This is a genomic window from Sulfuricurvum sp. (genome assembly GCF_049587615.1).
Taxonomy (GTDB): Bacteria; Campylobacterota; Campylobacteria; order Campylobacterales; family Sulfurimonadaceae; genus Sulfuricurvum.
This window is the reverse complement of the sequence record NZ_JBAVEF010000028.1, coordinates 1-16,140: the sequence shown is the minus strand read 5'-3', so window position 1 is coordinate 16,140 and position 16,140 is coordinate 1. Positions and strand designations below refer to the sequence as shown.

The 16,140-nt window shown below is 48.1% G+C and carries 20 protein-coding genes; 14 read left to right on the top strand and 6 right to left on the bottom strand.

Going from position 1 to position 16,140, the window contains the following annotated elements:
• Nucleotide 1 precedes the first annotated feature (1 nt).
• From WB308_RS06155 to WB308_RS06135, 5 genes are all read right to left on the bottom strand, one after another.
• Nucleotides 2-742: a ferredoxin-thioredoxin reductase catalytic domain-containing protein gene (locus WB308_RS06155; protein WP_424190019.1), complete on the bottom strand. Its 741-nt coding sequence runs from the start codon at nucleotides 740-742 to the stop codon at nucleotides 2-4.
• Between the two features lie 14 nt (nucleotides 743-756).
• Nucleotides 757-1,974, bottom strand: a complete 1,218-nt coding sequence (locus tag WB308_RS06150; protein ID WP_424190017.1) for an argininosuccinate synthase — start codon at nucleotides 1,972-1,974, stop codon at nucleotides 757-759.
• 89 nt (nucleotides 1,975-2,063) lie between these two features.
• Complete coding sequence (locus tag WB308_RS06145; protein ID WP_424190015.1) at nucleotides 2,064-2,318, bottom strand: hypothetical protein; 255 nt, start codon at nucleotides 2,316-2,318, stop codon at nucleotides 2,064-2,066.
• Entirely contained in the window at nucleotides 2,299-2,679 is a 381-nt protein-coding gene (gene fliS / locus WB308_RS06140; protein ID WP_424190013.1) for a flagellar export chaperone FliS, read from the bottom strand. Before fliS ends, WB308_RS06145 begins: the two co-directional genes overlap by 20 nt.
• Before the next feature lie 59 nt (nucleotides 2,680-2,738).
• Nucleotides 2,739-3,122, bottom strand: a complete 384-nt coding sequence (locus WB308_RS06135; RefSeq protein WP_424190011.1) for a flagellar protein FlaG — start codon at nucleotides 3,120-3,122, stop codon at nucleotides 2,739-2,741.
• Between the two features lie 94 nt (nucleotides 3,123-3,216).
• On the opposite strand from WB308_RS06135, the gene WB308_RS06130 reads away from it, so the two are divergent.
• Genes WB308_RS06130 through WB308_RS06120 form a run of 3 tightly spaced genes read left to right on the top strand, consistent with a single transcriptional unit; the run spans nucleotide 3,217 to nucleotide 6,013 of the window.
• On the top strand, nucleotides 3,217-4,422 hold the full coding sequence (locus tag WB308_RS06130; RefSeq protein WP_424190009.1) for an MFS transporter: 1,206 nt from the start codon (nucleotides 3,217-3,219) through the stop codon (nucleotides 4,420-4,422).
• Entirely contained in the window at nucleotides 4,419-4,703 is a 285-nt protein-coding gene (locus tag WB308_RS06125) for a hypothetical protein (RefSeq protein WP_424190007.1), read from the top strand. The genes WB308_RS06130 and WB308_RS06125 overlap by 4 nt, the downstream gene beginning before the upstream one ends.
• An 11-nt stretch (nucleotides 4,704-4,714) precedes the next feature.
• The gene (locus tag WB308_RS06120) at nucleotides 4,715-6,013 is read left to right on the top strand and encodes an MATE family efflux transporter (RefSeq protein WP_424190005.1); all 1,299 of its coding nucleotides are present in this window, start codon (nucleotides 4,715-4,717) and stop codon (nucleotides 6,011-6,013) included.
• Here WB308_RS06120 and WB308_RS06115 read toward each other — a convergent pair.
• Nucleotides 6,010-6,423, bottom strand: a complete 414-nt coding sequence (locus WB308_RS06115) for a PAS domain-containing protein (RefSeq protein ID WP_424190003.1) — start codon at nucleotides 6,421-6,423, stop codon at nucleotides 6,010-6,012. The two genes, WB308_RS06120 and WB308_RS06115, sit on opposite strands and share 4 nt — an antisense overlap.
• A gap of 135 nt (nucleotides 6,424-6,558) precedes the next feature.
• On the opposite strand from WB308_RS06115, the gene WB308_RS06110 reads away from it, so the two are divergent.
• The 11 genes from WB308_RS06110 (at nucleotide 6,559) to WB308_RS06060 (ending at nucleotide 15,768) form a co-directional block, all read left to right on the top strand.
• Entirely contained in the window at nucleotides 6,559-8,577 is a 2,019-nt protein-coding gene (locus WB308_RS06110) for a MutS-related protein (protein ID WP_424190001.1), read from the top strand.
• An 8-nt stretch (nucleotides 8,578-8,585) separates the two neighbouring features.
• Nucleotides 8,586-9,683 (top strand): succinyl-diaminopimelate desuccinylase, encoded by a 1,098-nt coding sequence (dapE, locus tag WB308_RS06105; protein ID WP_424189999.1) that lies wholly within the window; start codon nucleotides 8,586-8,588, stop codon nucleotides 9,681-9,683.
• Between the two features lie 24 nt (nucleotides 9,684-9,707).
• Nucleotides 9,708-10,115 carry a thioredoxin family protein gene (locus WB308_RS06100; protein WP_424189997.1) on the top strand — a complete coding sequence of 136 codons (408 nt, stop codon included), beginning with the start codon at nucleotides 9,708-9,710 and terminating at the stop codon, nucleotides 10,113-10,115.
• A 17-nt stretch (nucleotides 10,116-10,132) separates the two neighbouring features.
• The gene (locus WB308_RS06095) at nucleotides 10,133-10,513 is read left to right on the top strand and encodes a RidA family protein (RefSeq protein WP_424189996.1); all 381 of its coding nucleotides are present in this window, start codon (nucleotides 10,133-10,135) and stop codon (nucleotides 10,511-10,513) included.
• A gap of 465 nt (nucleotides 10,514-10,978) precedes the next feature.
• Complete coding sequence (gene galE / locus WB308_RS06090; protein WP_424189994.1) at nucleotides 10,979-11,986, top strand: UDP-glucose 4-epimerase GalE; 1,008 nt, start codon at nucleotides 10,979-10,981, stop codon at nucleotides 11,984-11,986.
• A 586-nt stretch (nucleotides 11,987-12,572) separates the two neighbouring features.
• Nucleotides 12,573-13,397 (top strand): UTP--glucose-1-phosphate uridylyltransferase GalU, encoded by an 825-nt coding sequence (gene galU, locus WB308_RS06085; RefSeq protein WP_424189992.1) that lies wholly within the window; start codon nucleotides 12,573-12,575, stop codon nucleotides 13,395-13,397.
• 324 nt (nucleotides 13,398-13,721) lie between these two features.
• A complete protein-coding gene (locus tag WB308_RS06080; RefSeq protein ID WP_424189990.1) occupies nucleotides 13,722-13,940 on the top strand; it encodes a hypothetical protein in 219 nt (72 codons plus the stop codon).
• Nucleotides 13,931-14,278 carry a type II toxin-antitoxin system PemK/MazF family toxin gene (locus tag WB308_RS06075; protein ID WP_424189988.1) on the top strand — a complete coding sequence of 116 codons (348 nt, stop codon included), beginning with the start codon at nucleotides 13,931-13,933 and terminating at the stop codon, nucleotides 14,276-14,278. Before WB308_RS06080 ends, WB308_RS06075 begins: the two co-directional genes overlap by 10 nt.
• Nucleotides 14,279-14,566: 288 nt before the next feature.
• The gene (locus WB308_RS06070) at nucleotides 14,567-14,782 is read left to right on the top strand and encodes a hypothetical protein (protein WP_424189986.1); all 216 of its coding nucleotides are present in this window, start codon (nucleotides 14,567-14,569) and stop codon (nucleotides 14,780-14,782) included.
• Nucleotides 14,779-15,087, top strand: coding sequence for a type II toxin-antitoxin system RelE/ParE family toxin (locus WB308_RS06065; protein ID WP_424189984.1), 309 nt, complete (start codon nucleotides 14,779-14,781; stop codon nucleotides 15,085-15,087). The genes WB308_RS06070 and WB308_RS06065 overlap by 4 nt, the downstream gene beginning before the upstream one ends.
• A gap of 393 nt (nucleotides 15,088-15,480) precedes the next feature.
• On the top strand, nucleotides 15,481-15,768 hold the full coding sequence (locus WB308_RS06060) for a hypothetical protein (protein ID WP_424189982.1): 288 nt from the start codon (nucleotides 15,481-15,483) through the stop codon (nucleotides 15,766-15,768).
• Nucleotides 15,769-16,140: the final 372 nt, after the last annotated feature.

Below are 16,140 nucleotides of genomic sequence, written 5' to 3'. Positions count from 1 at the left end.
ATTAACCGCGAACGATTTGGCCGCCGTAAGAGACGATACCGTGTGCAAGATTGGAAACTTTGGTATATCCCATGTCGGACAAGATACGCTGGCAGTGAGCACTTCGGCTGCCGACGTGGCAATAAACGATAATGTTTTCGTTTTTATCCAATTTCGATTCTGTGAGCGTTTGGAAAAAACTGCTGGTCGGTACCAAAACATCGGCGCCGGCAATACGTCCCATCTTCCATTCCATCCATTCGCGAACATCGACCACTTTAAAATTAACCATTCCCAACTCGCGTGCTTCGAAAAGGGAAGTGAGTTCATCGCTGTCGATATCGCTTTTCGTTAACAACATTTGGCACTCTTCTTTGGTTAATCCGCGAGAATGTTGATGGGTAACTTCCTCGATCCCCATTTCCAGTCGTTTTGCAGCTGCGAATTCGGGCGTACAAAAAATTTGGCAGTGGCATACACCTTCTTCGGGTATCTCTTTTTCGATTGCAGTGGTACAAGGGCATAGCCGGTTATCGGTACTTTGATATTTTCCGTCTACTTCTTCAACCATGTAACACGGACAAAAACGTTTGTTATACATCATTTTGTTACGGGCAAGCCCGAGTTGAACCCCCTCGTTAATCTCTTCTTGAGGATTGTAAGCCCAATTGAATTGGTTTACCACTTTGTCGGTAAATTTGATTGTCTTTTCGAGTTCTGCTTGGAATTCATCGGAATTCATATCAATTTTAATGATGCTCATAATGCTTCCTTGGGTTATTTGTTTTTTCGAGCTTTACCGGCAATGATGAAACGCAACGCATTGAGTTTAATAAAGCCTCCGGCATCTTTTTGATCGTAGACAGAATCTTCTTCGAAGGTGCAATACTCAGGGTTAAAAAGGGAGAGGTCGGAACTGCGCCCCACAACCATCACATTCCCTTTGTAGAGTTTCAACCGAACAGTTCCGCGAACATTCTGCTGCGTTTTATCGATAGCCGCTTGGAGCATTTCGCGCTCCGGGGCAAACCAAAAACCGTTATAAATCAATTTTGCATAGCGCGGCATCAACTCATCTTTCAAGTGAGCCTCTTCACGGTCCAGTGTCAATGATTCGATGGCGCGATGCGCTTTAAGCATGATGGTTCCCCCCGGAGTTTCATAGCAACCGCGGCTTTTCATCCCGACAAATCGGTTCTCCACGATATCGGCACGTCCGATACCGTGACGTCCGGCGATAATGTTGAGCTGTTCGAGCATCACGGCAGGGGAGAGGGCTTTGCCGTTCAAGCTGACAGGGTCTCCTTTCTCATAGCCGATTTCAATGTATTCCGCTTCATCCGGTGCGTTTTGAGGGGATACGGTCCAGCGCCACATACTCTCTTCCGGTTCAGCAGCCGGATCTTCTAAGATTCCCCCCTCATACGAGATGTGAAGGAGATTAGCATCCATGGAATACGGGGATTTTTTACCGCTCATCTCAATCTTGATTCCGTGCTCCGCAGCGTATGCGAGGAGTTTTTCACGAGAGTTGAGATCCCATTCGCGCCATGGCGCGATGATGGTGAGAGCACTGTTTTGTCCGAGGTAGCCCATTTCAAAACGGACTTGATCATTTCCTTTGCCCGTTGCACCGTGACTGACGGCATCAGCACCCGTAATACGGGCGATTTCGGCTTGACGTTTTGCAATAAGCGGACGTGCGATGGAGGTTCCCAAGAGATACTCTCCTTCATATATTGCATTGGCACGGAACATCGGGAAAACATAGTCGCGTACGAACTCTTCGCGAAGGTCTTCGATATAAATATTTTCAGGTTTGATCCCGAGGCTGATGGCTTTTGCACGTGCGGGTTCGACTTCTTCGCCTTGACCGATATCGGCGGTAAAAGTAACCACTTCACAGTTGTATTCATCTTGAAGCCATTTTAAAATAACACTCGTATCCAATCCGCCAGAATAGGCGAGAACAACTTTTTTAACCTCTTTTTTCATCCTTGCATCCTTATCATTGATACCCCTACTCCATCATTGAATCATGGAGCGAATAGCGCGATTTTATCAAAAAAAGGGTGAGAAAAGGGTTAAAATTTTAGATTTAACGAAGAAGGGGGCTGGGTTTGGGTAGATTTGAGAAAATCGAGGGTGTTTTTGATCTCTTTGAGTCTTTGCGCGTTCTGGGATTGGTGCTGTTCCAGGAGAATTTTACACTGCGCGAGAAGGTAAGCAGCCTCCTCCATTTGTGCGAGGGTATCAAAGAGGGGTATCTCGTCGATCAATGAATCGATACGCTCAACCTCTTCGAGCACCAAAGCGGTTTTAATTTTGGTGAGCCACATGGGTGCTCTCTTTCCATGCTTCTAAAAGCCCTTTCATGACCTGGGATACTTCATCAATTTTGGTACTATCGTTGTAGATGTTCGCTTCTACAAGGAGACGGAGCTGATAACTGTAGAGGCCTGAGAGATAATGGGCGATCTCTCCTTGAGTGTAATCAAGGGTATTGAGCAGTTCGGTTATGACGGCACTGGATCGGTTGATCCAGTAGGTTCGTCTTTCGATATTATCCTCATTCACGGAACGTTTTGCCTGCATATTGAACCGTAATACCCCTTCATACATCATCTGTATCAGCTTTTCCGGTGATTCCACACCGATATTGTTTTGAGTGTACGCATTGTAGGCAAGATTGGTGTGCATAAAATTCCTTTAGTTAATTCGAATAAAATTATAGGTAAAAATGTCTTAGGACTTCGATGTTATCCCTTTTCATCAAATAAGATTCCATGGAGTTCTTGCATTTTCGGCAAAAGCAGCTGCGCTTGTTCAACCGGAAAACGTCTGAGCATCCGATTGCTCTTGGTCTCAATCACCGATACATAAAAATCTTCCGATGAGTTGTCGAAACCGAACTTCAAAGTGGTATTAAACGGATCGAGTGAACGGTTGAGCTGTTCGACCAAGTGATCCATTTTCTCTTGAGAATCAATTTTTGACGTTTTTTCATCACTGCTGATTTGGGCAGCTTTGTCCTGCTGAATCTGCCCCCTCTGCATTTGCTGGGTACTCTGCGCTTCGGCCGCCGCCCTTGGGGTTGATGTTTGACTTTGCTGCATTTTGGCAGTTGTCTGCAAGATTTCCATTGTAATGCTCCTTCTCAAAGTGTAAGACAATTTCTACCCCTAAATCGTCCATGAAAATAAAAACTTTAATCACTCCCATGATACTCTTGCACGCATGAAACGTTATCTCACTCTTTTGCGTAATGAACCGCTGCTTCGCCGTCTCTCTTTGATTCAACTCCTCGCTTATTTTGGAGCGTGGTTTAGCAACGTCGCCATTTATACCCTTTTGATTCAGATGGGGGCCGATGCGACGACGATTGCCCTGGTCGCGGCGCTCCATTTCTTACCCGGCGTATTTCAAGCCCCCCTAAGCGGTGTCATACTCGATCGGATCCATCCCAAACGGTTGATGATTCTTCTCACCCTCATTGAGATCGGATGTACCCTCTCTTTGATCACTATCGACAATGTCGGAATGCTGTGGCTTTTGTATGGGCTGGTCGTAATCCGGATGGGAGCTTCGAGTTTCCATTTTACCGTTGAGATGTCACTTCTGCCGAGAATTTTGGAAGGGAAATCGCTTCAAGCGGCGAATGAAATCCATTCGATTATTTGGTCCTTATCGTATACCCTCGGGATGGCGTTGAGCGGTTTGGTAGTCTATTGGGTGGGGGTTACAACGGCTTTCTTGCTCGATGCGGGATTGTTTGTTATTGTCCTTTTTTTAGTCTCCACGATTACAATAGAGATCGAATGGTCTTCAAACGGCTCAAAACTGAGTGCGATGATGAAAGAGGCCTTCACCTACATACGAAACAACCCCGTTGTGTACCACTTGATGATTCTCCATGCCGTTATCGGTTTTACCGCCTTTGATGCGTTGGTTGCCTTGGCGGCAAAACACTATTATTCGCAAATCATTGCCGTCTCTTTGGGGATAGGGTTATTGAATGCCGCCCGGGCAGTGGGTTTGGTGATCGGTCCGATGGTGCTGGGGCACTGGATCAATAATGCGCGGTTGGGGTGGCTGTTTCTTGCCGAAGCGGGTGCTCTCGCTTTGTGGGCGGCGCTGATTGATGATTTTTACGGATCGCTGATCGCTTCGGTTGCGGTCGGTTTTGTCACAACGACGCTGTGGTCGTATACCTATACTCTGCTGCAGCACCACACGCACAGCGATTTTTACGGCCGGGTGATTGCTTACAACGATATGATTTTTTTAGGGGTAGGGGCATTTGTCTCCTTGTTGATCGGCTATCTGGCTGTATCGGGAGTCTCATTGGGGATGATTACGCTGATCCTGGGCGCTGTTTTTGCCGTTGCGGCCCTTTATTACGGGTGGATACGGCGGATGTACGAATTAAAGGAGATTGGATGAGGGATGAAATGATATTCGAAGCGGAAGGGAAGGAGATCGATTTGGCGAAAATCACCCGCCTCTATCCTGCGGCGTTGATCAGCGCCGGGGGGGAGAGTGCATCGGTCTCTTTGGAGTGGGCAGAGCTCAAAGCAGAGCAAATCACCCTCGAAGCGTATGTGCTGATTTGTGATTTCGATCCGGTAGGGGAGGTTCCGATCCATCGGATAGAGCTTCGCTATGCTACCAAAGAGGAGCTTTTTGCGGTAATGCAGGAGATTGCTCAGAAGCTTCAAAGCTGAATCGCAGAGTGATGAAACAGCGCGTCCTTCGACTGGCGATTCCCGCTGCGCTGAAACACCTTCTGGATATTGTCCAGATCCTCATCGATATGCTGATGGTGGGGGTTTTGGGGGTCGCGGCATTGGCGGCGGTGGGATTGTCAATGCAGTTCATGATGGTGATTCAGGCGCTGATGAGTGTTTTTGCGGTCGGTTCAAGCGCTCTGATTTCCCGCTATATCGGAAGCGGCAGGCGCCATCGTGCTTCGGCCGTGGTCTTTGTCGGGGTGTGGGTAGCGTTGGCGGGGTCACTGCTCGTCGGGGGGATCGGATGGGTATTTTCAGCCGATTTTTTTCACTGGATGGGATCCTCCGATGAGGTGACGCTTCTGGGGAGCGGATATTTCGGAATCCTCTCTTTGGGGATGGGGCTCATTTTTCTCGACACTCTCGCCTACAGCGCCCTTTCCGCGGCCGGGGATACCCGCAGCTCCCTTTTCATCAAAATCGCTTCGGCCTTCCTGAACGGCGGACTGAATTATCTTTTTATTTTCGGTCACGGAGGATTTGAGGCGATGGGGGTAGAGGGGGCAGCGGTTGCGACGGTGTGCGCCTATGGATTCAGCGTTCTCCTCTACGGAGGGCTGCTGCTCAAAAAGGGGGGCGTACTGGGGCTCTATCCGATCTTTAATCGCTCCGATTTGAAAAAAATGATCACCATCGGTACCCCTGCGGCCGTAGAGCGGGGTGTCGGCGTCGCGTCGTTTCTCCTCTTCGTCATGATGATCGCTTCACAGGGGACCGAAGCGCTGGCGGGGTATCAAATCGGGCTTCGGATCGAGGCGTTGGCCTTCATGCCCGGTTTTGGATTTTCGGTGGCGGCGATGGTACTGGCGGGGCAGTATATCGGCGCGAAACAGTATGAAGAGGCGTATGCCTCGGGGGTGCTCAGTGCCAAAATTGCGATGGTGTTTATGGGGAGTGTCGGGGTGATTCTGGTGGCGTTCCCGGAAGCTCTGATCCGATTTTTCACCGATGATGCTTCGACGCTCCAGCAAGCAGCCCTCTATTTGCGTCTGGTCGGGATTGCCCAGATCCCCCTGGCGTTGACCTTTGTTCTGAGCGGTGCGCTGCGGGGGGCGGGGGCGACGAAGCGGAGCATGCAGATTTCGATTGGTTCGCTGTGGCTTTTCCGGATTATCCCCGCCTACGTCGTCATGAATCTGGGAGGAGGGATTCTCGGGATATACATCGCGATGACCATCGAGACGTTCATCAAGGGGTGGTGGTTTTGGCGGGTTTATCGCCAAAAAGAGTGGTTGAAAATTTAACGCTCTTGCGCGAGCAACTCTTTGTATTGCTCTTCGATAATTTTGAGACGGGTCCGGTCGGGCATTTTACGGGAGGCAATGTAGCCGATAATTTCTCCCGCTTCATCGAGTTTGGGGACGATATGGACCACAACCCAGTAAAATTTACCGTCTTTACGAAGATTTTTGACATACCCTTCCCAAATTTTACCGCTTTGGATCACTTTCCACATCTGCTCGAATCCTGCTTTGGGCATATCGGGATGGCGCAGCAGGCTGTGGGGCTGTCCGACCGCTTCGACGGGGGTATATCCCGTCATCTCCGTAAATTTTCGGTTGACGTAGGTAATGATCCCTTTGGTATCGGTTTCGGAGATCAGACTCCGTCCGTCAAATAAAACTTCTTCATTGACCGGGGTAGGGCGTTTCATGAGCGTGTCCTAAACTTAGATTAGAATATTGTCCTGCGATTATAACTCGATTCTTACTGAAATAAAAGTTAAATTTTTTATTTTCACCACTTATAGATATAATCGTCGTATTACTTTAACACACGTGGTAAGATCATGATGACAGAGCCTCAAGCCGCCCTTTTTATTAGCCACAACGGCATCGGATATGCGATCGGACTGGCGATGTTTGAGCCCTATGGATTAAAAGGGTGGATGTGTGAGATTGACGCTGATCCTTCTCACCCCTACAGTGCCATCGACCGTGCCCTTCATCTCCTGTTTGTGACCAACAGCCGCCGCCTCATTGTCGGAGCCGCATCACGAACCCTGTTTGACGAGATAGCGGCTAATTTTGCGGCGTTTGAGTGCCGATACGATGAGCGTCAGTGGGATACCGCCGCACAAAATACCCTGTTTAGCGAATTTTTCGCGCTCCACTCGCTTCTGAGCCCTTTGGAACATTTGAATCTTGAGGCGCGGCCCCTTTGCGCGCAAGCCTTGGCTTTGCTGGCTGAGCCTTTGCACCGAAGCGGTACGTTATCCTATCCCCTCCCGGTTCTATTGGATACGGCCCTAATGCTGGAGCTGGGGAACAATGCTCTCGAACAGCTGGAGGTAACAACCGTCGATCCGAATGCCCCCGGCATTGCGAAACTCTTTTTGACGATGTCTACCCCGATGGGAAAACGGCTGGGACGGTTTCGATTGTTCCTCCCGATCCGAGACGGCCTTGAGCTCAACCGGCGGTATCAATGGATTGAGCTCCTCAATCCCCACGCTTTGTGGCTGGAGGGGCGTTTGCTCCGGATCGGCGATTGTGAACTGTTCTGGTGGCATCTGCAAAACCGCCGGACCGATGCGCTGGAGCGTTTTCTCGATGCTTTTGCCCTTATTTCTGAGATTCACTACTATCTTATCAAACACAAACTGACCCCGCTGCTTTGTGACGAACCCCTTTTTGAGGGGTGGGAGATCGAGCTGCGGAACCGTTATCATGAGCGCCAATGGCTCGAAGTGCAAACTCCCCGGGTCCGCATTCTCCTTGAGTGGATTTCCCAAATCGATGTGGCGGTCGCTTCGGCGATCAATGCCCAAAAATATGGTCTCGTACGTCCGAGCATTATCGAAACCTCCGATCAGAACTTTTTGCAGATGAGCGGTGTGCGCCATCTGCTGGTGGAAGCTCAGGGGGTGACGTATGTTCCGAACGATATTGTGATGGGGGACCGCGACTGCCTCGATTTACCCTATCCCGATACGGTGATGCTGAATCCGCAGGTGCATGACGGGGCCGACATCCGGGGGGTATTGCTGTACGGAATCAACTCCAGCGGAAAATCCTCTTTGATGAAAAGTATCGGGATTTCGGTCGCCCTTGCCCAAAGCGGCTTTTTTGTCCCGGCGAAAGGGATGAAATTCTCCCTTTTCGAGGGGCTCTATACCCGTATCCAGTCACGCGACAACGTCGCCAAATCGCTCTCCACCTTCGGGGTGGAGATGCTCGAACTTAACACGATTTTTAGCCGTGCTACGTCCCGTTCTCTGATCCTGGGGGATGAGATCAGCCACGGGACCGAGACCCTCTCCGCCGTCTCCATCGTGGCCAGTACCATCTTGGAGCTGGAACGCAAAGGGGCTCTCTTTGTGATGACGACCCATCTGCATCAACTCTCGATGGTACGTGAGCTGAGCGCTCTGCGCTCCGTAGTGAACCTTCATCTGAGTGTCCGCTACGATGAAACGGCCGACTGTCTGATCTACGATCGGATTCTCAAACCGGGACGGGGGAGCAGCGTGTACGGACTGGAATTTGCCGAGTCGCTGCACATGAACCCGAATTTTTTAGAGAATGCCCGAAGGCTGCGGGAAAATCTGGCCAAAGAGTACGATGTGCTGGAACTGGGGAACCAAAAAGAGTATATCAAACGGTACCGCGAAGTGGTCGCCTGCGAGTGTGTGATCTGCGGAGCCTTGATCCGAACCCCGCATCAAAATAGTGCGGCGAAAGAGCACCACCATCTTATACCATTATGTGAAACCCACACTCGTCACATTACGCAAGGCAAAATCAATCTCAGAGGTTTTATAATGACGCCTCAAGGTTTGCGTCTTGAATATGAGACGCAGTTATAAGGAATATTTTGGACGTTATTGAACTTTTTAAAAAACTTTTGGAATCCCCGAGTGTCACTCCGGAGGATGGGGGAATTTTTGAATTTTTATCGGACTATCTGAGTGATTTTGAGATGATCCGCCTGGATCGCGAAGGGGTAAAAAACCTCTTTGCCTACCGCCGATTCGGCCCCGGAAAACATCTCTGTTTCGCCGGACATGTCGATGTCGTCCCCGCAGGGGAGGGGTGGGAGAGCAATCCGTTTGAGGCCGTTGAAAAAGAGGGGTATATCTACGCCCGCGGGGCACAGGATATGAAAAGCGGCGTTGCCGCCTTTACCCAGGCACTCAAAGAGGCACGGGAATTTGCAGGTACCCTCTCGATTTTGCTCACCTCCGATGAGGAGGGGCCGGCCAAATTCGGAACCGTAGAGGTATTGGCATATCTGAAAGAACACGGGTTGCTCCCCGATGCCGTCGTCGTTGCCGAACCGACGTGCGAGACGCTCTTCGGCGACGCGATCAAAGTTGGACGCCGCGGATCGATCAACGGCATCCTCGAGGTGATCGGAAAACAAGGACACGCCGCTTATCCCGAAAAAGCGATCAACCCGGTTCATCAAATGGCTCCGGTTTTATCCCGGATCGCGGGAGCCTTTTTGGACGAGGGGGATGAATATTTTTCCCCCAGCCAGATGGTTATCACCGACATCCGTGCCGGGATCGAAATGACCAACGTCTCTCCGGGTAAACTCAAAATGATGTTCAATGTCCGCAACTCGACCCGCACCGATACCGATGCGATCCGTGCTTTTATCGCCTCCAAGATGGAGGGGATGGAGTACACCCTAAAACTCGACCAGTCCGCCCGCCCGTTTGTGACCGATGCCGATACGATGATTGTCCGGAGTCTTTCGGAAGCGATTCAGGAGATCTGCGGCATCACCCCGAAAAATTCCACGGCCGGGGGGACATCGGATGCCCGGTTTGTCGCCGCGTACGGGATCAATGTGATCGAGTTCGGAGTGATCAACGATACGATCCATGCCCCCAACGAACGGACTTCGATTTCTGAGGTCGAGCAGCTTTGCGCCGTTTTCAGCCGTTTGATTCAGCGGTTTGGATAAAATACGGTTTTTAAAAGGGAAAAAATGAAAAAAATACTCCTGTTCGCGCTCTTAAGCATCACACTTTTCGGTGCTGAGATCGTATGGAACGACACCTTTGCCGAGGCGCAGGCCAAAGCCAAAAAAGAGTCCAAACCGATGATGGTCCTGATCACGAGCGAGCAGTGCCGATGGTGCCGAAAGCTCGAAGCGACGACCCTCTCCGATGAGACGGTGATCTCCAAAATCAACACCAAATTCATCCCCGTCCACGTTACCCGCGACAAGAGCGCCTATCCCAAAACCCTCACTGCCAAAATGGTGCCGATGAGCTACTTTTTGGACGGAGAGGGGAAAGTGCTTTATTCGATTCCGGGATACTGGCCGGTCGAGGATTATCAGTCGGTTCTCGATGACGCGCTGCGAAGAGCAAAGAACAAAACCAAGAAATAAATTCTACAAGGAAAACAATGATGATAACACCCGTACAAACCCCCAACGCCCCCGCCGCGATCGGACCCTATTCCCAAGCGATGATCTGTAACGGCATGGTCTTCACCTCCGGTCAAATCGCCCTCACCCCCGCCGGCGAAATGGTAGAGGGAGATGTCAGTGCCCAATGCGTCCAAGTAGTAGCAAACCTCAAAGCAGTCCTCGAAGCTTCCGGCAGTTCCCTCTCCAGCGTCATCAAAACGACGATCTTCCTGGCCGATATGGAAGACTTCGCCGCAGTCAACACCATCTACGGTGCCGCGTTCGGTGAGCATAAGCCCGCCCGCTCTACGGTTGCGGTGAAAACCCTCCCGAAAAATGCCCTCGTGGAGATCGATGCGATCGCCGTGATCGGATAAATCCGCACGATTTAAAGTTTAACATCTATCCCCCGAGTATCCAAAAAGCCATGCGCTTAGCAGTAGTGCTAAAAGCTGCGTGAGCGGTTTGCGAGGGGGATGAGCTTCTTTTGCTTCTTTTCTTTGCGGTAAAGAAAAGATGAGAGGTTCTTTGGTTTCGTTTCTTTTTTAAAAAGAAAGGGAAAAGAGGTTTTCACTTCGTTTCTTATGAAAAAGAAAAGAAGATAAGGTTCCTCTATGTATAGTGCATGGGAAGTTTAGATTACAATTAAAATATCCTGTCCTCTCGGCACACATAGAGCCCGATTTCGTGCAGCAGTGCACAAGAATATCGGAGTGTTTTGCCGCGAGGACGCTTTTCTTTGGTTTCGTTTCTTTTTTAAAAAGAAAGGGAAAAGAGGTTTTCACTTCGTTTCTTATGAAAAAGAAAAGAAGATAAGGTTTCAATAAAATTGGAGGAAATAGATGAAAATTTTTGTCACCGGCGGTGCCGGATACATCGGAACCCACACCTGCGTCGAGCTACTCGAAGCGGGATACGAGATCGTTATCTATGACAACCTCTGCAACAGCAGCTCCGAAGCGCTCCGACGTGTCGAGACGATCACCGCACAAACGTTCACGTTCGTTCAAGGGGATATCCGCGACGAGGCGGCAATGACGCTGGCCATGGCCGGGTGCGACGCCGTGATCCATTTCGCCGGGCTTAAAGCGGTCGGCGAATCGGTCGAAAATCCGTTGGAATACTACGATAACAACGTCCAGGGGACCCTCTGCCTATTGCGCGCGATGCAAAAGAGCGGCATTAAAACCCTCGTTTTCAGCTCTTCGGCCACCGTCTACGGCGATCCGGAATACCTCCCTCTTAACGAATCGCATCCGCTGCGCACCACCAACCCCTACGGCCAGACAAAACTCGTCATCGAAGAGATCCTTCGCGACCTCTACCGTTCCGATCCGACATGGAAAATCTTTATTTTGCGCTACTTCAATCCGGTCGGAGCCCATCAGAGCGGTCTCATCGGCGAAGACCCCCAGGGGATCCCGAACAACCTGATGCCGTTCGTCGCACAGGTCGCCATCGGCCGGCGCGAAGCGCTCAACATTTGGGGGGGAGATTACCCCACCCATGATGGGACCGGAGTACGCGATTACATCCACGTCGTCGATTTGGCCCAGGGACATCTCAAAGCGCTCCAAGCCCTTACCACTCCCCAATGCACCCCGATCAACCTTGGCACCGGTACCGGCTACAGCGTGCTGGACGTCGTCCACGCCTTTGGCAAAGCCTCCGAAAAAGAGATCCCGTACATTATCGCCCCTCGCCGGGAAGGGGACATCGCCTCGTGCTATGCCGACCCTTCCTTCGCCCTGAAAACCATCGGCTGGAGTACATCGAGGGATTTGGAGACGATGTGCCGTGATGCCTGGAACTTCCAATCCAAAAATCCGAGAGGATACGAAGTTGAATAAAACTATGTCAAAATAATTCACCATTCAAATATCCAGTCATCCCAACATCCTAGTCAGCACGATCGTTGGCAGTCGTGCCAAAACGTATCGGTAGTGTTTTGTTGGGAGGACGATTTTTGCGGTACTTTTTCTAAAAAAGTAGCAAAGAAGTACTTTTCTTTTGAGAAAACAAAAGTACCAAAACAAGGGAACCGCTTTTGCATCGCAAAATGTTTCTATAAAAGAAAATTGTTCCTGCAATAAGATGCCATCCGCAGGCTTGACACGTCTGCCAGCCACGGAGCTCTATGTATATTGCAGGGGAAATATAGATTAAAATTAAAATATCCAGTCCGCCCGGCACACATAGAGCCCGATTTCGTGCAGCAGTGCACAGGAATATCGGAGCGTTTTGTTGGGAGGACGATTTTCTTTGGTTTCGTTTCTTTTTAAAAAGAAAGGAAAGAGAGGTTCTTTCGCTTCTTTTCTGGTTAAAAAGAAAAGAAGAAGTACCATTTATCATTATAAAACATACAAAAACCATCAATATTTTAAGGGTGCAAAAGCTATAATCCCCTTCATAATTGATTCAAATAAGCGACGCGTAATGATTAAAAAATGCCTTTTCCCTGCCGCCGGCTACGGTACACGATTTCTCCCCGCGACCAAAGCCATGCCAAAAGAGATGCTTCCCATCCTCACGAAACCTCTCATTCAGTACGGAGTCGAAGAAGCGATGGCTGCGGGTATGAGTACGATGGCGATTGTCACGGGACGAGGTAAGCGGGCTATCGAAGATCATTTTGATGTCAGTTATGAGCTGGAACACCAGATTCAGGGTACGGACAAAGAAAAGATGCTGGCCGATATCCGTGATATCATTGACAGCTGCACCTTCTCCTATACCCGTCAGACTGAGATGAGAGGGCTGGGTCATGCGATTCTCACCGGAGAACTCCTGATCGGAAATGAGCCGTTTGCGGTCATCCTCGCCGATGATTTGTGTGTCAATGACGGGGCGGGGGTATTGGAGCAGATGGTCAAACTCTATAATGAACACCAGTGCAGTATCGTTGCGATCGAAGAGATCGACCCGTCACAGACGAACAAATACGGAGTGATAGCCGGTTCTGAAATCGCCGAGGGAATCTATCGTGTCACTACCATGGTCGAGAAACCCTCACCCGCCGATGCCCCCTCGAATCTTGCCATCATCGGACGCTATATCCTCACCCCCGATATTTTTGATATCCTCCGTGAAACTGCACCGGGCAAAGGGGGAGAGATTCAGATCACCGACGCCTTGATGGAACAAGCGAAGATGGGCAAAGTAATCGCTTACAAATTTCGTGGAAAACGCTATGATTGCGGCAGTATTGATGGATACGTACAGGCAACGGTAGAGTTGTATGAAAAGAGTAAAGTAAAATAGTATTTAAAAATCCCCTGCCGCAACAACGCCCCAAGAGCCCATTTCATTTAAAATTCCTGTCCTCCCGGCACACATAGAGCCCGATTTCGTGCAGCAGTGCACTGGAATATCGGAGCGTTTTGCCGCGAGGACGATTTTCTTTCGCTTCGTTTCTTTTCTAAAAAGAAAGGAAAAAGAGGTTTTCACTTCGTTTCTTATGAAAAAGAAAGGAAGATAAGGTTCCTCTTTCTATAGTGCAGGGGGAAATTCAGATCAACATTCGGTATGCTATAATAGTAAAGATGACAATATGATTTTTACACAATGGTGGCAAAAGGAGTCCTAATGCATACGATTAAATTACAGGTACACGACAATATTTACAGCCACATCATGTTTTTATTAAGAAATCTCGACACAAAAAATTTGAAAATCGTCGAAGATCGGGTGGTTTTACCTTCCGAAACGACGGAAGAAAGCTCGGAATTACAGGCATTTTCCAACCACTCCGCCAACCTGATCGAGGAATGGAAAGACGCAGACGAGGATAACATATGGAAATAAAACAAGCAGACGTCGTCTTGTGTGCATTTTATTTCAGTGATACGAACCAATCCAAAAACAGACCTGTTCTTGTTTTTAAAGACAATCTTCCCTATGATGATTTTATCGCCGTTCCCATCAGCAGCAAAATTCATCATTTGTATCAAGACGAAATGATGATGAGCGATATCGATTTCATCGACGGAACAATACCGGTAGCCTCAAAATTGATGATGAGAAAGACTTTTGTCGTTTCCAAAAAAGCAATACTGAAAAAATACGGAACAATCTCTGCTGAATCGTATAAAAAATATCATCGATCATTTTGCCAATATTTCAATTGCGCAGGTTCCATCTAACTATTTTTTGTGTTCCTTTTTTGTCTCCCCGCTTTGCCAAAAACCCATTTACCATTCAAATATCCAGTCATCCCAACATCCTAGTAAGCCCGATCGTTGGCAGTCGTGCCAAAACGTATCGGTAGCGTTTTTTTGGGAGGACGATTTTCTTTTGCTTCTTTTCTGGTTAAAAAGAAAAGAAGATAAGGTTCTTTGGTTTCGTTTCTTTTCTAAAAAGAAAGGAAAGATGGTTTTTTATTTATTTTGCGGTAAAATTAGCGATAAATTTAGCTAGAAGGGGGAGATAAAATGCTCGCATATCATTTGGAAATCATCGATGAGAGCGTCCTCGACAAGCTGAAAGCATTTGTAAAAACATTGCCTACCAATTCTGTTTTACTGACTCCTGAAAAAGACCCATTCATCGAAACGTTGGAGAAACGCTTGAATCGGGAGATCGAAGCTCCCACTGTAGCAACTCATCAAGAAGTTGTAAATCGTCTCAAAAACAAGTTTGCCTTTTGACCACGATCGAATATACTCAAACTGCCATCGATGAATTTGATGATTTGATTCAAAATATTTACGATGATAAACCTACTGTTGCTCAATCATACTTTGAACGAATAGAAAAAGCTATTGATAATCTGGCTTACTCTCCTTTGCTGGGTGTTGAATGTACCAGAAAAAACATCAAAGCCGATTGCCGCATTTTGATTGTAGACAGTTGTCTCGTCTTTTATTTCTATAATCCGCAGTCAAATCATATAAAAATTCTACATATAGTTTATGGTAACGTCAATTATCAAAGGTTTTTTCTTCAGCAATAGAAAGGAAGAAAGGCTTTTGTATTTCGTTTCGCCCTCCCGCTTTGCAAGAGCCCGATTTCGTGCAGCAGTGCACATCATGCACCATTCAAATATTCAGTCCTCCCAACATCCTAGTAAGCCCGATCGTTGGCAGTCGTGCCAAAACGTATCGGTAGTGTTTTGTTGGGAGGACGATTTTCTTTTGCTTCTTTTCTGGTTAAAAAGAAAAGAAGATAAGGTTCTTTGGATTCGTTTCTTTTCTAAAAAGAAATGAAAGAAAGGTTCTTTTCACAGAAACATTTTGCTATGCAAAAGCGGTTCCCTTGTTTTGCTTCTTTTCTGGTTAAAAAGAAAAGAAGATAAGGTTTTGTGTAGCTCTTGACATAAAGGAGCGGGAACAGGCGCGGAGCGCTCTTGTCAAAGTATCAAAAGTTTTCAGACATTTTATTAATACGCTATAATTCTCTTAAGAGTAAATTAGATGAGTTAAAAGGTGAGGTTGATTGGTTGGGTCGATGGCTCAATGTTTCAGTCATTACCGATTTTGCATTAATCGGCTGGACAGCATTAAATTACGAAACTCAAAAAGATGTTCTCGTATATTCTGCTATAGCTGCAATCTTCGGACTATCCATTGCTATCTTAATGATTAACCGATCAGCAATGCAAAAAATTCGAGCAATGAAGGACTTAAAAAAATGAAAGAGATTCTTTTAGTATCCGCTTTTATCTTTACTATCGCTGTTATGATCTATAGTAGCTGGAAAGCTACACATATATCAGATAGTTAAAATCTTACATTTTCAAAGGATTTGTTACTTTCCACCGCCTATTAAAATTCACCAATCCCCTGCCGCAACAACACCCCAAGAGCCCATTTCTTTTAAAATTCCTGTCCTCCCGGCACACATAGAGCCCGATTTCGTGCAGCAGTGCACACTATTGATCATCAACATCTATCCCCCGAACATCCAAAAAGCCACGCGCTTGGCAATTATTTTTTATCATCTTGTCCTTCCAACATCCTAGTCAGCCCGATCGTTGGCAGTCGTGCCAAAACGTATCGGTAGCGTT